This is a genomic window from Egicoccus sp. AB-alg6-2, from assembly GCF_041821025.1.
Classification (GTDB): domain Bacteria; phylum Actinomycetota; class Nitriliruptoria; order Nitriliruptorales; family Nitriliruptoraceae; genus Egicoccus.
This window is the reverse complement of sequence record NZ_JBGUAY010000003.1, coordinates 456,666-471,363: the sequence shown is the minus strand read 5'-3', so window position 1 is coordinate 471,363 and position 14,698 is coordinate 456,666. Positions and strand designations below refer to the sequence as shown.

Below are 14,698 nucleotides of genomic sequence, written 5' to 3'. Positions count from 1 at the left end.
CGAGGGCTCCGCGCCGACGGCTCGGCCGCCCGCCGCCCGGTCCCACCTCGCCGCCCCGTCGCGAACGGCACGACCACGTGCGTCCGGCGCGGGTGCGCCGTCCGACGGATCCAGGAGCGCCCGCGACCGTGCCGGCTTCGCCCGAGCTCTCGACCGTGCTCGTCGTGCTCGTCACCCACGATGGTGCGGGCTGGCTGCCGCGTACCCTCGACGCCCTCGCCGCCCAGACCTACGGCTCCCTCGATGTCGTCGCCGTCGACAACGGCAGCACCGACGCGACGCGTGACGTGCTCCTCCAGCACCTGTCCCCCGACCAGGTCCTGGTCGCCGAGCGCGACCTCGGGTTCGGCGCCGCGGTGTCGATGGCGCTCGATGCCCGCCCTGCCACCACGGCGGGCGGCGCCCCGTTCGTGTTGTTCCTGCACGACGACACGGCACTCGAGCCCGACGCCATCGACCGGATGGTGCAGGCGATGCAGGCGGATCCCCGTCTGGCGATCGTCGGGCCCAAGCAGCGGGTCTGGGGTCGCGAGCACGAACTGCAGTCGGTCGGCTGGACCGTCGACCTCACCGGCCGCGCCGACAGCGGCATCGACGAGGGCGAGCTCGACCAGGGCCAACGCGACAACGAACGCCGCACCCTGTACGTCTCCACGAGCGGGATGCTGGTCCGTCGTGACGTCTTCGACACGCTCGGTCGCTTCGATCGCCGGTTCCACCTCTTCCGCGACGACCTCGACCTGTGCTGGCGCGCCTGGCTCGCCGGCCACGACGTCGAGGTGGTGCCCGAGGCGGTCGGTGCCCACGTCGCGGCCGCCACGAACTACCTACGGCTGGGACAGACGCGCCACATCGGCCCGCGCTACTTCGCCGAGCGGAACACGCTGGCGACGCTGCTCAAGAACTACGGGTTCGCGCGGCTGCTCCTGGTCGTGCCGCTGTACTTCCTCGTCGGCGTCGCCAAGGTCCTCGGCTTCCTGCTGACCCGGCGGGTCTCGGACGCGTGGCAGACCGTGCGGGCATGGCTGTGGAACGTGCTGCACCTGCGCGAGACCCTGCGACTGCGCCGCGAGGTGCAGGCCTCGCGCCGGCGCGGCGACCGCGAACTCCGGGAGCTGTTCGGACGCATCATCCCGCGCGTGCGGGCCTACGCCGAGGCCATCGGCGAGTGGATCGCGGGCGGCGACGTCGACCACGGCGGATACGCCGCGCCGGCGCCGCAACCGACGCCGCCAGCGGGTGGCTTCCGTCGTCTCGCCCGGGGCATCAAGCGCCGGCCCGTCCTGGCCGTCGGCGGCGTCCTGACGCTCGTGGTCCTCGTCGGCGCCTGGCCGTTGCTGCTGCCCGGCGAACTGCGGGGCGGCCAGCTGGCGCCGTGGCCGGCGAGCCCGGCCGCCTTCCTCGGCGACTACGTGTCCGGGTGGCACGGCGCCGGTGCGTTCGGCACCGCCACGGCGGCGTCGCCCGCACAGGCCGTGCTCGGCGCACTTCACCTGTTGGCGTTCGGCTCCAGCTACGCCGCCCCACGCCTGCTGCTGCTGGGACTGCCGCTGCTCGCCTGGTTGCTGGCGCTGCGCGCGGCCCAGGGTTTCTCGTCCCGTCGCCTCGCCCGGGTCGTCGCGGCCACCGCCTACGTGCTCTCGCCGCCCGCCTTCGCCGCCCTGACGACCGGCCACATCGGTGCGCTCGTCGTCCTCGCCGCGCTGCCGGGCATCGTCGCGGCCGGCACGGTGCTCGCACGTCCCGCCACCAGCTCGACCCGTGCCTGGCGCGCGGTCGCCGGAGTCGTCCTGCTGGCCGCGATCGCGGGCGCCTTCGAGCCGGTGGTCGTCCCCGCCCTGCTCGTCGCCGGGCTCGTCCTGCTCGTCGTCGGCTGGTTCGCGCCCGCCGCGGCGGACGGGGCGTGGCGACGGGCGCTCGCGGTCCGGACGCTGACGGCGTCTTTGGCTCCCTTCGTGCTGCTCATGCCGTGGAGCCTGCGTCTGTTCGCGGAGGACGGCCCGCTGCGAGCCACGGACGGCGAGGTCGTCGTGGACGAGCTGTGGCGGTGGCTCAGCCTGACTCCGGACCTGGCCGGGATCCCGGTCCCGATCGTCGGCGGCGCCTTCGTGCTGGCCGGCCTGCTCGGGCTCGTGCTGGGCACGCCACGGCGACCGGCCATCGTCGCGTCGCTGTGGTCGGTCGCGCTGGTGGGGGCCGTGGCCGCGTGGCTCTTCGGGCGGTTCGGGATCGTGACCTGGCCCGGCGTTCCGCTGATGCTCACGGCCGCCGCGTTCGCGGGACTGCTCGCGCTCGCCTTCGCGACGGCCGAGGCGCAACTGACCCGGCACGCCTTCGGCTGGCGGCAGCTGGCCGCGCTCACCACCGGCCTGGCCGTCGCCGTCGGGCTCGGCGTGGTGGCGGCCGAACTGGCGCGCGGTCCGTGGCAGGCCTACGCGATCGACCGTCCGGCGCTGCCGACATTCGTGAGCGCCGCCGCGGTCGAGGAGGGCCCCTTCCGGGTGCTCGTGCTGGCCGACGACGGCGAGCAGGTCCAGTGGGAGGTCGTCGACGGGCGGGGACCGACCATGGCGGCCTTCGGTGTCGCCGACGGCGCCGTCGCGGAGGCCCTGGTCGCTCCGATCGTCACGGCGACGCTCGGTGGCGGGGATCCGGCCGCAGCCGCGCGCCTCGGGGCCCTCAACGTCCGGTACGTGTTCGTGCCCGACGGCGGCGTGAGCGAGCGCGTCGACCTCGCGCTCCGCGCCCAGTTGGGCCTCGAGCCGCGCCCGATCGCCGACGGCCGCCTGTTCGCCGTTCCGAACTGGCTGCCGCGCGCGGCCGCGCTCAGCGGCGTCGACGCGGCGGACCTGGCCGCCGGCCTGGTTCCCGGTACCGCCGAGGTCACGCCCCTGGAGCAGGTCGAGCCGGGCGCCTTCCGCGGTCCGGCAGCGGGGAACGACGTGATCGCGATCGCCGAGGTCGGCGACCCCGGCTGGTACGCGGTGCAGGGCGGTCGCACGCTGTCCCGTACGCGCGGCGACAGTGGACTGGTCGTCTTCGGGTCCTCGGAGAACGACGGGCGTGTCGAGGTGCTCCACCTCGGCGACCGTGCGCGCGGCGCCGCCGTCGCCGGCCAACTGCTCGCCCTGCTGGTCGTGATCTCGCTGGCTTTGCGGCCGCCACGGTTCGCCCGCCGCAACGACGTCGAGACCGAGCCGCCGGCAACGCCCCCGACGGCGCCGAGCCGTACCCCCGAGGTGGTCGCATGAGGCGCCGCCGGACCTGGATGGCCGCCGCACTGACCCTGCTGGGTGCCGTGTCGGTCGTCGGCGCGGACGAACTGCTGGAGCTGCCCGGAGCGGCACCGGCAGGATCCGTGGTCGACGTCGACGAGGCCGTCTCGGGGGCGTGGACGTGTGCGGTCGGGGACGGCCGCAGCGGCAGCGAGCTGGCCGTGACCGCGGCACGCCCGGGTGCCGACGGCGACGAGCCGGGCACGCTGGACCTGCGCACGTTCGCGACCGACGGCGGTCGGGCCGTGGGGGTTCCCCCGGTCTTCCCCGGCGCGCACGTTCGCGCCACGCCGTCGGCGGGAGACGCGAGCGCCGTGTTCGGGCGCTGGAGCGACGGTCCGCTGACGTTGGCCAGGGAATGGCGCCTCGAGGAGGTGGACGACGTCCCCCGTGGGACCGTCGCAGGCCCGTGCCACAGCTCCCTCGCCGACCGCTGGGTCATCCCCGGACTGAGCACCGAAGGCGGCCACGAGGCCCGCCTGCGGGCGGCCAACCCGTTCCCGACCGACGCGACGATCGCGATCGGGTTCGTGACCCCGCAGGGGCCGCAGGAGCCACTCGCTCTGCAGAACCTGACCGTGCCGGCCGAAGGCGTGTTCGAGCTCACGGTCAACGAGTCGATGCCGGAGCAGGCCGACCTCACGGCCGTCGTCCGGGTGCTGTCGGGCCGCGCGGTCGCCGAGGGCTACCAGCTCGCGCGCAGCGCCATCGGCGACGTCGACGGCGTTTCGCTGCTCGGCGCCAGCAGCACGCCCGCGGAGACGTGGACGGTGCCGTGGGTGTCCGACCGCGAGGGCGACACGTCCTGGCTGTGGGTGGTCAACCTCGGCGATCGCCCCGCGCCGGTGGAGCTGACGCTGCACACCCCCGACGGTGGCGTGCCGCCCGTGGGACTGAGCGACGTGACCGTCGCCCCGGGTCAGGTGCGGCGCGTCGACCTGCGGGGCACCTTCCCCGAAGGCGTGACGGCGGCCGCCGTGACGGCGCGCTCGGACGGCGCGCCGATCCACGTTTCGGGTGCGGTGCTGCGCTCCGGTGACGGGGCGGCGAGCACCGGCTTCGCCGTCCAGCTGGGCATCCCGGCCGCGGACGACCGCTGGGTGGTCTCGGGCGGCGCGACGGCCGACCGGAACGAACGGCTGGACGTCGTCAACCCCGGCAGCGAACCGGCCACCTTCTCGGTCGCCCTGTTCAACGGCTCCACGGTGCTCCGACCGGAAGAGCTGGCTGAGCTGGAGGTCGGTCCCGGCCAGGCCCTTTCCGTGCCGCTGCGCGAGGTGCTCGGAGCCGTGAACGGCTGGTCGGCGTTCGTCGTCGCTTCGGAGGGCGAGGTCGTCGTCGCCCGGGTCGGGACCGGGGGCGCCGAGGCGCTGCACCTGGTCGCGCACCCCGCGACGCCGTCCGCTGCGTGGCGACCGAACGGCCAGGCGGTGCCGGCGACCGCCGCGCACGGTGTCGTGCAGCGGCTCGGGACGGCCGGCGGCATCGGCGTCGCCGAACCCCTCGGCCCGGACGTCGAGGAGGAGTTCGAGGATCCCTCGGCTCCGGTGCTCGACTCCGACGGTGACGGTTGACGCCACGTCGTCTGGACGACGGCGCCGACGGCCCCGCCCCTCGGATCACCGTGGCGCGGTGGCCGTGATGAGGTACTGCAGCCGGATGTCGTGGTCGCTCGGGATGGCGGCCTGGGTCTGGAGACGCTCGAGCGGTTCCAGCGGTTCGAGCGTGACGTCCTCGAAGCCGGCGGCTTCGACGGCACGGACCGCGGGCGTGATGCTGTCGGCCTCGGCCAGTGGCAGTCGGGCGGTCACGGCGCGGGTGTAGTGGCGCTGGAACTCGGGCAGCCTGGAGGCGTCGCCGGCGGGCCCGGTCGGGTGGATGCCCTCCGGGAACCAGGTGCTGTCGACGGCGACCAGCCGGCCGCCGGGGCGGAGCAGCGCCCGCCAGCGTTCGAGCGCGGCGACCGGGTCGCGCAGGGTCCACAGCACATAGCGGCTGGTGACGGCGTCGAAGCTGGCCGGTGGGAAGGGCGGCCGGACGGCGTCACCGTGCTGCCAGACCACCGACCCGCCGCCGGTGCTGTCCAGTGGGCGCTGCCTCGCGAGCTCCAGCATGCCCGCGGCGGTGTCGATGGCGGTCACCCGGTGACCGAGGCGGGCGAGCACGGCCGCGACCTCGCCGGTCCCCGTCCCGACGTCGAGGACCTCGATCGGCGCGGCGGGAAGCGCGTCCTGCCACAGCCGCGTCCAGAAGTCACGGATCGCGGCCGTCTGGGTGCGACGTTGATGGTCGTGGTAGTGGGGGGCGCGACGGTGCCAGTAGGTGTCCATCGCCTGTTGGACGTCGGTGGAGGTTCCTGAACTGGTCATGGGAGAACTCCTCAAGGGTGGTCGGGGACCGGCAGGAGGCCGACCTCGGCGTCCTCGGCGATGGGCGAGAACAGCAGCTGCGGATGGCCGTCGTGCTCGAAGCGTTGGACGTGCACGCCATAGACGGGTTCGAGGACCTCGGGGACGAGGACGTCGGCCACCGGACCGGCGCGGGCGACCCTGCCGGCGTCGAGCAGCACGAGGTGGTCGCAGTAGCGGGCGGCCAGGTTGAGGTCATGAAGGACCACGACCGTGGTGACGTCCAGCGATCCGACGAGGGCGAGGACCTCGTGCTGGTAGCGGATGTCGAGATGGTTGGTCGGCTCGTCCAGCAGCAGGTGGTCGACCTCCTGGGCGATCGCGCGTGCGATGAGCACGCGCTGCCGCTCACCACCGGAGAGGGTGGCGTACACCCGGTCGGCCAGGTGCCGGGCCCCCACCCTGCGCAGGGCCGCGGCGGCGACGCGGTGGTCGTGTCCGCGCGGGCGGCCGAACATGCCCTGGTGCGGGGCCCGGCCGAGCAGGACCATCTCCGCGACCGTGTAGGGCAGGTCGGTGGGATGCTCCTGCACCACGACCGCCAACCGTTCGGCGATCTCGCGGGCACCGAACGTCGTGATGTCGGTTTCGTCGAGCAGTACCCGGCCCGCGTGGTGCTGCAGCGACGCGTAGAGCGTGCGCAGGAACGTGGTCTTGCCGCAGCCGTTGGGCCCGATGACCCCGACCGTCTCGCCGGTCGGGACCTCGAGCCCCACGTCGTCGAGGACGAGCGTGTGGTCGTAGGCGAAGCGGACGCCCTCGGCGGTGATCATGAGCCGTCCCCGAACGTGGCCGTGATCCGCTCGAGCCCGTCGATCGACAGCGGCGTCGGTGGTTCGGAGAAGTTGAACAACTGCACGAGGATGTCGTCGTTGGCGACCGCGGTCAGCCCGTCGGCGCCGGGGAGCCCGCGGATCTCCGCTTCGACGCGCTCGGGGTCGCCGTCGACGTGCAGCAGGACCAGCACGTCGGGGTCGCGGTCGAGGACCTCCTCGAGGGTGACCTCGAAGACCCGCTCGTCGACGTCGGCGAAGGCGTTGGTGAACCCGGCGGCCTCGAGCTGGGGATGGGTCATGCTGCGGGTGCCGTAGGCGTAGCCGGCCCCGGCACCGACCGTGGGAAACAGCACCGCCGCCGTGCGCCCGCCGGCGGCCTGGGTCGTCAGCGTCGCGACCCGTGCACGCAGGCGTTCGATGGCCTCGGCGGCCGCGTCCTGCTGGTCGAACACCTCCCCGTAGAGCGCGACCTGCGCGTAGATGTCGTCGAACCCGGGGTCGGGGAGGCCCTCCGGGCACATGGCCGGTTCCTCCAGCACGGGGATGTCGGCATCGGTGAGCGCGTCCCGCGAGATGCCGTCCGGCAGCCCCAGCACCAGGTCCGGTTCGTGGGCCAGGACCACCTCCTGCGAGATCTGGAAGTGACCTGCGGCGTCGATGTCGTCCCCGCCGAGGGAAGGAATCGCCTCGAGCGTCGACCGGGTCGCCTCGTCGAAGTACGCGGGCGGGAAGGCGCCGGCACGCGCCACGGTCCGCTCGAGCACGCCGATGGCCTGCAGCGCCGAGGTCGGGGCGCTGTTGAGCAGCACGACGCGTTCGGGTGCTGCGTGGAAGACGACGGTGTGCCCACAGTTGGCGACCTCGAGCGGATACGAGGTCGCCGCGGGGCCGCTGCCGGGCGCCGTCCGGGCGCCGGCTCCCTGCTCGGTCGTGGGGGCGCTGGCGCAGGCGGTCAGCAGCGACGCCGTCGCGAGGTGGGAGAGGAGGCGGACACGTCGACGCATCGGGGCTCCGGTTCGGGGGAGGGCGGCGAGGGCGGACGAAGCGTCGTCCTGGGGGCGTCAGTCAGCGGCGGCGTGGAAGCGGCGGACCAGCAGCAGCAGGAACGGGGCACCGACCAGGGCGGTGATGATTCCGATGGGCAGTTCACGGGGCTGGAGCAGGGTGCGGGCGGCGACGTCGGCCCAGACCAGGAAGATCGCGCCGATCAACGCGGCGGCCGGGACGACCCGCGCGTGGGCCGCGCCGACGAACCGGCGGGCGACATGGGGGATCACCAGCCCTACGAAGCCGATCCCCCCGGCCGCGGCGACCACCGTGCCGACGCACAACGACACCAGCACGAGCAGTTGGGCGCGGAACCGGGTCGGGGAGGTACCGAGGGTCAGCGCGGTCTCGTCACCGATCGCCAGTGCGTCGAGCTTGGCGCCCGCCGCGGCCAGCAGCACGACGGTCGCGACCACGGTGACCACCGTGACCGTCAGCGCCGACGACCAGCGCGCCAGGCTCAGCGATCCCAGCAGCCAGAACAGCACCGAGCGTGATCCCTCCGCGGAGTTGGCCGCGAAGATGAGGAAGCTCGTGGCGGCGTAGAGCGCGTACCCGACGGCCACGCCGGCGAGCAGCAGCCGGACCGAGGTGACCCGGCCGGCGGCGCGGGCGATCAGGAACACCGCCACGGACGCCCCCATGGCGCCGAGGAAGGCGCTGCCGGCGAGGGCGTTGGCGCCCAGGCTGGAGCCGAACCCGAACAGGATGGCTGCGGCGGCTCCGGTCGACGCTCCCGAGGTGACCCCGAGCAGGTAGGGGTCGGCGAGCACGTTGCGGACCATCGCCTGAAGCGCCACCCCGCTCACGGCGAGGCCGGCGCCCACCATCGTCGCGAGCAGTACCCGCGGTACCCGGACCTGCCACACGATGGAGGCCTCCGAGGCGGACCACGTCACCTCGGCCGGGACGCCGAGCAGCTCGTGACCGACGATCGCGGCGACGGTGGCGGGCGCCACAGGGACCGCGCCGATCGCGACGCCGGCGACGACCGTGGCGACCAGCACCGACCACAGCGACGACATCCACCGTCGAGCGCGACGGCGCCGCCGTTCACGGCCGAGGTCATCGGCTCGCGCGGCGGAGACCGCCAACTCGTACGGCGGTGACGCCACACCCACACACCCTCACTCGAACGGGGGCACGACCTTATCGCGAACAGGTCGCAACAAGCCAGCCGAGGGTCTCAGCCCCAGCCGAGTTCGTCGAGACGGTCGTCGCCGATGCCGAAGTGGTCGGCGAGCTCCTGCACGACGACGAGCTGGATCAGCTCGAGCAGGTCGGCGCGGTTGTGGGCGCGTGCCTCGAGTGGGCGTCGGTAGACCGTCAACCGTGCTGTGGCGGCGCCCGGGCCGCGCGACGAGGCGTTCGCCGGTAGTCGCCGCAGACGGCCCAGCACCACCTCACGCTCGTCCGCGCCGCCGGGGGGCACCTCGGCCACCGCCATCTCCACCTCGTCGAGGTAGCGCAGCAGCTCGTCGGGCAGGCCTCCGACGGCGTCGTCGACGAGCCGGTCGAAACGGTCGGCGTCAGCGACGCGGTAGCCGTCGACCGGTCGCCGCCGGCGATCGGCGGGAGAGCGGCGGTGGCGAGCATGACGGTCGGACACGTTCGGGAGCGTAGCCAGGCCGCCGTCCGCTCCCGGTGCGGCGAATGACAAAACCGTCTTGGGCTCCGTCCCTCCCCAAGAAGCGATCAGGGAACGGTTGCTCGGGCGAATTCCACGCGTGTGATTCACTCCGCCGGTGTCCGAATCCGCAGAGATCCGACGGGGCGTCGTGCGCGGCGCCGTGGTCCGCCCGCTCGCGCTGGCGGCGGCCCGGGCATGCTCGCGTCCCGGTTGTCCCGGTCCCGCGAATGCGACGCTGACGTTCAACTACGCCGAGCGCGAGGCGTGGCTCGCCGAACTCGCCGAGACACGCGCCCCCCAGTCCTACGACCTGTGCGCCACCCATGCCGCGCGCACGCAGCCGCCGCACGGATGGCGCCTGCGTGATCGCCGACCGGCGGACGACCAGGCCGCTCCGCCCAGCGGCACGCGCCCTGCCTTCGACGGGCCCGACACCGTGGCGCTGCTCGCCGCGGCCCTCCGGGCCGTACCCGACCTCCCGAACCCGGATGCCGCGGTCCCCGCCGACGCGTCCGCCCCGTCGGGAACCGCCGCGTCCGAGCCCGCTGCACCCGGGCCCGCGGCGCAATCCTCCTCGCCGGCGCCATCGTCGGTCGTGCGCGACGCGCGGGACCGCAAGCCGGGCGAGGCCGCCGCCGCGACGCTCGAGGGCTGCACCACTTCCCCGGCCCTCGAGTCGTCCGCGCCGGCCACCTCGGTGCCGCAGGCGCCGAGACCGCGACCGGTCCTGGCCGAACGCCGACGACCGGTGGCGCCCGCAGAACCCGCCGCCGACTGGTAGCGGGCGCGCACGCCGGCGCGCCCCGGTGCGCGAGCCCGTGTGCCGTGCCGACCTACGATGGCCGTTCGACGAGGTCGCGAGGGGAGCAGGGCGTGGGCGTGCCGCGGGAGCTGATCGCGCAGGTCCGCAAGCTCGACGAGTACGAGCTGCGTCGCCTGCTGATCCTGGTCCGGGGCCTGCTCCACCAGGCGGACGGACCGCCGACACCGGCCGAAACCGACCTGCCGGACGGACTCCGCTACCGGCAGGAGCACGTCCGCTGCGGCAAGGCCGGTTGCACCAGGTGCCCGCACGGTCCCTACTGGTACGCGTACTGGAAGGAAGACGGCCGCAGCCGCAAGCGCTATATCGGCCGCACCCTCCCGGCGGGGCCGGCGGAGCCAGCGGAGTAGGCTCACCGCCGTCGTCGCGAAAAGGTCGTGCTGTGCCGGTCTCACGTGAGATCCTCGACGCGGTGGTCAAGGCCTACGACGTGCGGGGGCTCGTCGGCGAGCAGCTCGACGCCGACTTCGCGCGCGCGTTCGGAGCCGCGACCGCCGAGGTCCTGCTGCCCGAGGGCGGTCGCCTGGTGGTCGGCTACGACATGCGCCCCTCCTCGCCCGGACTCGCGCATGCCTTCGCCGACGGCGTGAACTCCCGGGGCGTCGACGTGGTCGACATCGGGCTGGCCTCGACCGACCAGCTCTACTACGCGTCGGGGGTGCTCGACGCGGCCGGCGCGATGTTCACCGCCAGCCACAACCCGGCCGCCTACAACGGCATCAAGCTGTGTCGACCCGGCGCCGTCCCCGTGGCCATCGACACCGGGCTGGGGGACATCCGTGACCTCGCCGTCGCTGTCGACGGGTTGCCGCCGGCCGAGCCGGGACGGCGCAGCGAGGACGACCTGACCGACCGCTTCGCGGCCCACGTGCGCTCGTTCGTCGACACCGCCGCGCTTCGCGAGGTGTCGGTCGTCGTCGACGCCGGCAACGGCATGGCGGGACACGTCTGGCCCGCCGTGGTCGACGGCTTGCCCATCCGCACCACGCCGTTGTTCTTCGAGCTCGACGGGTCCTTCCCCAACCACCCCGCGAACCCCTTGGAGCCCGAGAACCTGCGCGACCTGCAGGCCGAGGTCCGTCGCGGCGGGCACGCGCTGGGGCTCGCCTTCGACGGTGACGCCGACCGGGTCTTCGCCGTCGACGAAGAGGGCCGCCCGGTGTCGTCGTCGTTGATCGGCGCGGTCGTCGCCGATCGGCTGCTGGCGCGCCACCCGGGTGCGACGGTGCTCTACAACCTCATCTGCTCACGCACCGTCCCCGAGACGATCGAGGCGGCCGGCGGTCGGGCCGTGCGGACGCGCGTCGGCCACTCCTTCATCAAGCGGCGGATGGCCGAGACCGACGCCGTGTATGCCGTCGAGCACTCCGGTCACTACTACTTCCGTGACAACTTCCGCGCGGACTCCGGCGTGATCGCGGCGCTGGTCCTCCTCGAGGCGGTCGCAGACGCGGGCGCGCCCCTGTCGCAGGTCGTCGCCCCCTACGACCGCTATGCCGCGTCCGGCGAGCTCAACTACGAGGTGGCCGACCAGCAGGCGGCGCTGCAGCGGGTCGCCGACGCCTTCGCGGATCGCGGCCGCTGCGACACCGAGGACGGGCTGACCGTCGTGACCGCCGGTGGCTGGTTCAATCTGCGCCCCAGCAACACCGAGCCGCTCCTGCGGCTCAACGTCGAGGCCGACGACGCGGACGCCATGGCGCGACTGCGCGACGAGGTCGCCGCCCTCGCGACCAGCGCCTGACCCTTTCCCGACGGCAACGACTGCAGGAGCATCCCGTGGCACTGGACGAGCGTCTGCTCGAGATCCTGGTCTGTCCCGCCTGCCAGGCCGACGTCGAGCACAAGGAGCGACGCCACCTCATCGTGTGCACCGGCTGCGGGCTGCAGTACCCGGTGCGCGAGGGGATCCCCGTCATGCTCGTCGACGAGGCCACGCGCACCCGCCGCAGTGCCGGCTGAAACGACTGGTCCGTCCGGTTCGCGCCGCTAGCATCCGCCGGCCCAGCCGTCGCGTCCCAAGAGGTGGCTCCGTGCCCGACACCACCCAGCCGCGCTCCGACCCGCGTCCCGGGGTCGTGGTCGACCATCGGCCCTGGGGCCAGTTCCGGCGCTACACCTGCGACGAGGTGTCGACGGTCAAGCTGATCACCGTCCAGGCCGGTCGTCCGCTCAGCCTCCAACGTCACCAGCACCGCGACGAGCTGTGGATCGTGCTCGACGACGGCCTGGTGGTGCAGGTGGGCGACGAGATCACCGTCGCCACGGCGGGTGACGAGTTCTACATCCCCCGCGGCACGGTGCACCGCGTGACGGGCGGTGCCACGGCCGGACGGTTCGTCGAGATCTGTTTCGGTGCCTTCGACGAGGACGACATCGAGCGTCTCGCCGACGAGTACGGCCGCACCTGACCTGCCGTCGGGCGACGTCCACAGGCGGCCACGCAAACCCGTCGACGTCGCTGCCGGCGTGGTGCTCGGCTGTCGTCATGGCGCTGACCGACGTGGCCGAGCTGCTGGCACCCTCGCGGTGCCTGGCTTGTCGGCGGCGGGCAGCGCTGCCCTGGTGTGCGGGCTGCCGCGCCCACGTCGACCCACTCCCGCCGGGCTGTCCTCGGTGCGCGGGTGACCGCGGCGCCGGTCACCCCTGCTGGCCGGCCGGATCCCCGTACACGACCACGGTGGCCGTCTACGACTACCGCGGGCCGGTCGCCGCGGCGGTCGTGACCGCGAAGCTGGCTGGCGCCCGTCGTGGCTGGCAGCCGCTCGGCGAGCTGCTGGCGCAGCGGGTCGCGGCCGACCCACCCGACGTCGACGCCGTGACCTGGGTGCGTACGGCGGCCCGTCGTCGTCGGGTACGCGGTGTCGACCATGCGATGGTGCTCGCGCGGGCGGTGGCGGACCGCCTCGAACTGCCCACGGTCCCGACGTTGTCCGCCACGCACACGCGAGACGGCCCGGACCGGTTCGTCGTCACCACGACGCTGCCGGGCTCCAACCTGCTCGTAGTCGACGACGTGCTGACCACAGGCGCGACGGCCGCAACGGTCGGGAGGCTGCTGGCCGCCGCCGGTGCGGGACGCCTGCACCTGGCCGTCCTCGCGCGGGCGGGTTCGCACCAGCTCGTCTCGGTTCCTGACGCGCTGGGGCCGGACGTCGGTGTGCGCCGGGTCCTTGGACCCGCTCGCGGCGAAGGGGGCGACTGCTAGCGTCGCCCGCACACGGCCGGGAACGTCGCTTCCCCGCCAGATCTGCCGACGGCCCCGACGTGGCACCGCGGCCATCCGCCGCGGTGGTTCGACACCGCACGCGGTGCGGCCGACGGCCCCGTCGCTGTCGCATCCGGGTGGTGGTCACGCGCACCCGCCGGGTGCGACCACACGCCCCTTTCGGGGCGCGAGGCGAGGAGGAGCCGTGCGGATCACCGTCAAGGGCAAGAACTTCGATGTCCCCGAGCACGTGCGGGACGAGGCGATCGCGAAGCTGTCGCGCGTCCGGCGCCTGTTCGACCGGTTCATCGACATGGAGGTCGTGTTCTCCGAGGAGAGCAACCCCCGCATCGAGGACCGGGTGCACTGCGAGGTGGTGCTCCATGCGAAGGGCAAGTATCTGCGGGCGGCCGCTGCGGCGCCCGACCCCCTGACGGCAATCGACCGGGTCGAGGCGAAACTGACCCGGCAGGTACGCAAGCTCAAGACGCGACTGGTCAACCGGCCACGTCGCCAGGCCGTGGGCCCCGACCTGGTCGGGGTCGCCTCAGTGACGACTGAGCCGTTCGAGGACGACGAGATCTAGAGGTGCGATCGCCCGGGGCCGCGACGCGCACCTTGCGCCGCGGCCCCGTCCCCGTCCCGGTCTCGTTTCGGCAGGCGAAGCTGGTCACGACGACCCCTTGCGTGGTGCCGAACGTGGGGGAGGGGCTGCCCGCCCGTGTGCGCCCAAGGGGCTAGACTCCCCCGCCTGCGCACTTCCGCTTGACCCATGCGCCGCTGGGACGATTGGAGGCGTGACGCTCCCCGCTCGGGGAACGGGGACGGCGAGTTGGAACGAGGGCAACGTGGCCGACGACCGGATCCGCATCCTCATCGCAGACGACCACGAACTGTTTCGTCGTGGCTTGCGCATGGTCCTCGAGGACGAGGACGACATCGAGGTTCTCGGCGAGGCCGGGGACGGCCAGGCCGCCGTCGAGCTGGCGCGCGAGCACGCGCCCGACGTCGTGGTCATGGACGTGCGCATGCCGACGTTGTCAGGTATCGACGCCGCTCGCCGCATCAAGGAGGAGGAGCCGGGCACCAAGATCCTCGTGCTGACGATCAGCGACGAGGAGGATGACCTCTACGAGGCCATCAAGGCCGGTGCCAACGGTTACCTGCTCAAGGAGATCTCGATCGACGAGATCGGCAACGCGGTGCGTTCGGTCCATGGCGGGCAGTCACTGATCTCGCCGTCGATGGCCAGCAAGCTCCTCGACGAGTTCGCGGCCATGATCAAGAAGGACGAGGAGAAGGAGCAGGTCCCCGCGCCGCGGCTCACCCCGCGCGAGATGGAGGTCCTGCAGCACGTGGCCCAGGGCATGAACAACCGCGAGATCGCCAAGGCGCTGTTCATCTCCGAGAACACGGTCAAGAACCACGTGCGCAACATCCTCGAGAAGCTGCACCTGCACTCGCGCATGGAAGCGGTCGTCTACGCCGTCCGCGAGAAGTTGCTCGAGATCAAGTAGGCCACCCCGGACCG

Annotated in this window: 15 protein-coding genes; 10 read left to right on the top strand and 5 right to left on the bottom strand. The window is 73.2% G+C overall.

What is annotated here, in order from left to right; genetic code table 11:
* Positions 1–128 precede the first annotated feature (128 nt).
* Both ACERMF_RS07110 and ACERMF_RS07105 read left to right on the top strand, forming a co-directional pair.
* Positions 129–3,251 (top strand): glycosyltransferase family 2 protein, encoded by a 3,123-nt coding sequence (locus tag ACERMF_RS07110; protein ID WP_373668340.1) that lies wholly within the window; start codon positions 129–131, stop codon positions 3,249–3,251.
* Positions 3,248–4,849, top strand: a complete 1,602-nt coding sequence (locus ACERMF_RS07105; RefSeq protein WP_373668339.1) for a DUF5719 family protein — start codon at positions 3,248–3,250, stop codon at positions 4,847–4,849. The genes ACERMF_RS07110 and ACERMF_RS07105 overlap by 4 nt, the downstream gene beginning before the upstream one ends.
* Before the next feature lie 45 nt (positions 4,850–4,894).
* Here ACERMF_RS07105 and ACERMF_RS07100 read toward each other — a convergent pair whose 3' ends face one another.
* The 5 genes from ACERMF_RS07100 to ACERMF_RS07080 all read right to left on the bottom strand — a co-directional run bounded on the left by ACERMF_RS07100 (position 4,895) and on the right by ACERMF_RS07080 (position 9,115).
* Positions 4,895–5,644 (bottom strand): class I SAM-dependent methyltransferase, encoded by a 750-nt coding sequence (locus ACERMF_RS07100; RefSeq protein ID WP_373668338.1) that lies wholly within the window; start codon positions 5,642–5,644, stop codon positions 4,895–4,897.
* Between the two features lie 11 nt (positions 5,645–5,655).
* Positions 5,656–6,456, bottom strand: coding sequence for an ABC transporter ATP-binding protein (locus tag ACERMF_RS07095; RefSeq protein ID WP_373668337.1), 801 nt, complete (start codon positions 6,454–6,456; stop codon positions 5,656–5,658).
* Positions 6,453–7,463, bottom strand: a complete 1,011-nt coding sequence (locus ACERMF_RS07090) for an ABC transporter substrate-binding protein (protein ID WP_373668336.1) — start codon at positions 7,461–7,463, stop codon at positions 6,453–6,455. Before ACERMF_RS07090 ends, ACERMF_RS07095 begins: the two co-directional genes overlap by 4 nt.
* A gap of 57 nt (positions 7,464–7,520) precedes the next feature.
* Positions 7,521–8,531 carry a FecCD family ABC transporter permease gene (locus ACERMF_RS07085; RefSeq protein ID WP_373668387.1) on the bottom strand — a complete coding sequence of 337 codons (1,011 nt, stop codon included), beginning with the start codon at positions 8,529–8,531 and terminating at the stop codon, positions 7,521–7,523.
* A gap of 161 nt (positions 8,532–8,692) precedes the next feature.
* On the bottom strand, positions 8,693–9,115 hold the full coding sequence (locus ACERMF_RS07080; RefSeq protein ID WP_373668335.1) for a metallopeptidase family protein: 423 nt from the start codon (positions 9,113–9,115) through the stop codon (positions 8,693–8,695).
* A gap of 169 nt (positions 9,116–9,284) precedes the next feature.
* On the opposite strand from ACERMF_RS07080, the gene ACERMF_RS07075 reads away from it, so the two are divergent.
* The 8 genes from ACERMF_RS07075 (at position 9,285) to ACERMF_RS07040 (ending at position 14,684) form a co-directional block, all read left to right on the top strand.
* Entirely contained in the window at positions 9,285–9,917 is a 633-nt protein-coding gene (locus ACERMF_RS07075) for a DUF3499 family protein (protein WP_373668334.1), read from the top strand.
* A gap of 92 nt (positions 9,918–10,009) precedes the next feature.
* Positions 10,010–10,309, top strand: a complete 300-nt coding sequence (locus tag ACERMF_RS07070) for a hypothetical protein (protein WP_373668333.1) — start codon at positions 10,010–10,012, stop codon at positions 10,307–10,309.
* 32 nt (positions 10,310–10,341) lie between these two features.
* Complete coding sequence (locus ACERMF_RS07065) at positions 10,342–11,703, top strand: phosphomannomutase/phosphoglucomutase (RefSeq protein ID WP_373668332.1); 1,362 nt, start codon at positions 10,342–10,344, stop codon at positions 11,701–11,703.
* 35 nt (positions 11,704–11,738) lie between these two features.
* Positions 11,739–11,921 (top strand): Trm112 family protein, encoded by a 183-nt coding sequence (locus ACERMF_RS07060; protein ID WP_373668331.1) that lies wholly within the window; start codon positions 11,739–11,741, stop codon positions 11,919–11,921.
* A 71-nt stretch (positions 11,922–11,992) separates the two neighbouring features.
* The gene (locus tag ACERMF_RS07055; RefSeq protein WP_373668330.1) at positions 11,993–12,370 is read left to right on the top strand and encodes a phosphomannose isomerase type II C-terminal cupin domain; all 378 of its coding nucleotides are present in this window, start codon (positions 11,993–11,995) and stop codon (positions 12,368–12,370) included.
* Positions 12,371–12,639: 269 nt separating this feature from the next.
* Positions 12,640–13,167 (top strand): ComF family protein, encoded by a 528-nt coding sequence (locus tag ACERMF_RS07050; protein ID WP_373668329.1) that lies wholly within the window; start codon positions 12,640–12,642, stop codon positions 13,165–13,167.
* A 205-nt stretch (positions 13,168–13,372) separates the two neighbouring features.
* A complete protein-coding gene (gene hpf, locus ACERMF_RS07045) occupies positions 13,373–13,753 on the top strand; it encodes a ribosome hibernation-promoting factor, HPF/YfiA family (protein WP_373668328.1) in 381 nt (126 codons plus the stop codon).
* A 262-nt stretch (positions 13,754–14,015) separates the two neighbouring features.
* Positions 14,016–14,684, top strand: a complete 669-nt coding sequence (locus ACERMF_RS07040) for a response regulator (protein WP_373668327.1) — start codon at positions 14,016–14,018, stop codon at positions 14,682–14,684.
* Positions 14,685–14,698 lie beyond the last annotated feature (14 nt).

Bases quoted from the DNA above. Each gene is read 5' to 3' on its own strand.
- ACERMF_RS07105 (WP_373668339.1), top strand. From the start codon at position 3,248: ATGAGGCGCCGCCGGACCTGGATGGCCGCCGCACTGACCCTGCTGGGT.
- ACERMF_RS07100 (WP_373668338.1), bottom strand. From the start codon at position 5,644: ATGACCAGTTCAGGAACCTCCACCGACGTCCAACAGGCGATGGACACC.
- ACERMF_RS07095 (WP_373668337.1), bottom strand. From the start codon at position 6,456: ATGATCACCGCCGAGGGCGTCCGCTTCGCCTACGACCACACGCTCGTC.
- ACERMF_RS07090 (WP_373668336.1), bottom strand. From the start codon at position 7,463: ATGCGTCGACGTGTCCGCCTCCTCTCCCACCTCGCGACGGCGTCGCTG.
- ACERMF_RS07085 (WP_373668387.1), bottom strand. From the start codon at position 8,531: ATGTCGTCGCTGTGGTCGGTGCTGGTCGCCACGGTCGTCGCCGGCGTC.